3 protein-coding genes and 2 pseudogenes are annotated in these 3,092 nt (G+C 57.2%); 1 reads left to right on the top strand and 4 read right to left on the bottom strand.

What is annotated here, in order from left to right; all coding sequences use genetic code 11:
* Positions 1-273, top strand: a pseudogene (locus AB7E14_RS22220) (efflux MFS transporter YdeE); the annotation flags it as partial.
* Between the two features lie 35 nt (positions 274-308).
* Here the strand turns inward: AB7E14_RS22220 and urtE are convergent.
* From urtE to AB7E14_RS22200, 4 genes and pseudogenes are all read right to left on the bottom strand, one after another.
* Positions 309-1,007 (bottom strand): urea ABC transporter ATP-binding subunit UrtE, encoded by a 699-nt coding sequence (urtE, locus tag AB7E14_RS22215; RefSeq protein ID WP_043000729.1) that lies wholly within the window; start codon positions 1,005-1,007, stop codon positions 309-311.
* A 9-nt stretch (positions 1,008-1,016) separates the two neighbouring features.
* Complete coding sequence (urtD, locus tag AB7E14_RS22210) at positions 1,017-1,814, bottom strand: urea ABC transporter ATP-binding protein UrtD (protein ID WP_058588050.1); 798 nt, start codon at positions 1,812-1,814, stop codon at positions 1,017-1,019.
* Positions 1,814-2,887 carry an urea ABC transporter permease subunit UrtC gene (gene urtC / locus AB7E14_RS22205; RefSeq protein WP_316962301.1) on the bottom strand — a complete coding sequence of 358 codons (1,074 nt, stop codon included), beginning with the start codon at positions 2,885-2,887 and terminating at the stop codon, positions 1,814-1,816. Before urtC ends, urtD begins: the two co-directional genes overlap by 1 nt.
* A pseudogene (locus tag AB7E14_RS22200) lies at positions 2,887-3,092 on the bottom strand (urea ABC transporter permease subunit UrtB); the annotation flags it as partial. The pseudogene AB7E14_RS22200 and the gene urtC, both read right to left, overlap by 1 nt.

Here is a 3,092-nt window from a genome sequence, read left to right as displayed (position 1 = left end):
GCGATCTTTACGCTTGGTGAAGTGATCTACGCACCAGGTGAATACATGTTGATCGATAACATCGCCCCACCGGGTATGAAGGCCAGTTATTTCTCCACGCAGTCGCTGGGTTGGTTGGGGGCGGCGTTTAACCCGTTGGCCAGCGGCGTCATTCTGACCTCATTCCCCGCCTGGACGCTGTTTATCGTCCTGATGGTGGCGATTATTGTCGCGTGGGCGCTGATGCTTAAAGGCATGCGGGTCAGACCCTGGGGCCAACCGGCGTTGTGTTGAGCTGATGTCGTGCAGGTCCAGGGCCTGCACGGCTGTCAGATAGCCACTAAACCGCGTACCCCTTCCGATTCCATATTTTCGCCGCGTCCCCGTTGAATAATGCTACCGCGCGACATCAGCAGATAGTTATCCGCCAGTTCCGCTGCAAAGTCGTAGAACTGCTCAACCAGCAGAATCGCCATATCGCCACGCCGGGCGAGCTGAGCGATCACCTGTCCTATCTCTTTGATCACCGACGGCTGAATCCCCTCCGTCGGTTCATCGAGGATCAATAACTGCGGACGACTCGCCAGCGCGCGGCCAATCGCCAGTTGCTGCTGCTGACCACCGGAGAGATCGCCGCCGCGCCGTTGTTTCATCTCTTTCAGTACCGGGAATAGTGTGTAGATCTCTTCCGGAACCGCTTTCGCTTCGCGTGACGAAAAGCGCGACAGCCCCAGCAACAGGTTTTCTTCCACCGTCAGTCGCGGGAAAATTTCGCGGCCCTGCGGCACATACGCGATGCCCGCCTGTACACGCTGATGCGGCTTGCGATGGGTGATGTTCTTTTCCTGCCAGGTCACCGTTCCGCTACGCGCCGGTATCAGCCCCATCAGACATTTCAGCAAGGTAGTTTTACCGACGCCGTTGCGACCCAGCAGGCAGGTCACTTCACCAGGGCTGGCGTCAAAGGTGACGCCGCGCAGAATATGGCTGCCACCATAATATTGATTCAGTTCATTTACCTGTAGCATCTGTACTCCTTAGCGCCCAAGATAGACGTCAATCACCTGCTCGTTGGCCTGCACCTCACGCAGACTGCCTTCCGCCAGTACGCTTCCCTGATGGAGCACCGTGACGTGGTCGGCGATGGTTTCTACAAAGCCCATATCATGCTCCACTACCATCAGCGAATGTTTGCCCGCCAGCGTACGAAACAGTTCTGCAGTATATTCCGTCTCTGCATCGGTCATGCCAGCGGCGGGTTCATCCAGCAATAGCAGGTGCGGCTCCTGCACCAACAGCATACCGATCTCGAGAAACTGCTTCTGTCCGTGTGACAACATTCCGGCGCGACGCCCTCTTTCGGTCCGCAAGCGCAGCAAGCCAAGCATCTCATCGATGCGGTCGCGCTGTTCGCTGTTTAACCTTGCGCGCAGTGACGCCCACACCGATTTATCGTTTTTCATCGCCAGCTCAAGGTTTTCTGCCACCGTCAGCGCTTCGAACACCGTCGGCTTTTGAAACTTACGGCCAATACCCTGACGGGCAATGGCGATCGGATCCAACGCGGTCAGATCGGTTGACTGGTCATACAGCGCCTTTCCGCTTTGCGGACGCGTCTTCCCGGTAATCACATCCATCAGCGTGGTTTTCCCCGCGCCGTTAGGACCAATGACGCAACGCAGTTCGCCAACGCCAATATTCAGCGTGAGATTGGTTAATGCCTGAAAACCGTCAAAGCTGACGTTGATGTTTTCCAGTTGCAGCACCGGGTCCGTCTGCTGGCGATAGCGATCGCCGGGAACCTGGCGGGTAAAAAGGCCTTCATCCGGCTGCATTATTTGTCTCCTTTACGAAACAGGCCAATCACGCCACGGGGTAAAAACAGCGTGACGCCGATGAAGATCAGCCCCAGAAACAGCTGCCAGTATTCCGGCATGATGACGGTGAAGAGGCTTTTGGCACCGTTTACCATCACCGCACCAATGACTGGGCCTATCAGCGAGCCACGCCCGCCGAGCGCCACCCAGATGGCGGCTTCGATAGAGTTAGTGGGCGACATTTCGCTGGGGTTAATGATCCCGACCTGCGGCACATACAGTGCGCCTGCCAACCCGCACAACACGGCAGAGAGCGTCCAGACCAGCAATTTGAAACCTTTCGGGTCATAGCCGCAAAACATCAGCCGGTTTTCCGCGTCGCGCACGGCGGTGAGGATCCGGCCAAACTTACTGCGCGCCAGCGCAAACCCCAGCCACAATGCCAGTACCAGCAACCCTAGCGTCGCCAGAAACAGTCCGATACGGGTGGTGGTGGCAGTGACCGGCAGCCCCAGAAGCGTGGTAAAACCGGTAAACCCGTTGTTGCCGCCAAAACCGGTCTCATTACGAAAGAACAACAACATACCGGCGAAGGTCAGCGCCTGCGTCATGATCGAAAAGTAGACGCCTTTAATCTTCGAGCGGAAAGCGAAGTAGCCAAAGATCAGCGCCAGTCCGCCGGGCACCAGTACCACCAGCGCCATTGCCCACGCAAAATGCTGGGTTCCCCACCAGAACCACGGCAACTCGCTCCAGGAGAGAAAGGACATAAACGCGGGCAGCCCTTCACCGGAGGCCTGGCGCATCAGATATATCCCCATCGCGTAACCGCCAAGCGCAAAGAAAAGCCCGTGTCCCAGCGACAGCATCCCGGCATACCCCCAGACCAGATCCAGGGCGACCGCCACCACCGCATAGCAAAGAATTTTCCCGGCAAGCGTCAATGTCCACACGGAAATCGCCAGCGGATGATCGGCGGGCAGCAAGGCAAGAAACGGCAGCACCATCAGCGCCAGCAGGATAATCCCCGCCAGCACCCGACTGATACGCGGCGCTTTACGCGCCAGTGTTAAGGTCATTGGCATGGTCATTATTCGGTGACTCTCCCTTTCAAAGCAAACAATCCCTGGGGTCGCTTCTGGATAAACAGAATGATCAACACCAGAATGACAATCTTCCCGAGTACCGCACCCATCTGCGGTTCGAGAATTTTGTTGAATACGCCGAGACCGAACGCCGCCGCCACGCTACCGGCAAGTTGGCCGACGCCGCCCAGCACCACCACCAGAAAGGAGT

It is taken from the genome of Citrobacter sp. (assembly GCF_050252275.1).
In the GTDB taxonomy this organism is placed as follows: domain Bacteria; phylum Pseudomonadota; class Gammaproteobacteria; order Enterobacterales; family Enterobacteriaceae; genus Citrobacter_A; species Citrobacter_A amalonaticus.
The sequence above is the reverse complement of the archived record's forward strand: the minus strand, read 5'-3'. Positions and strand labels throughout refer to the sequence as shown.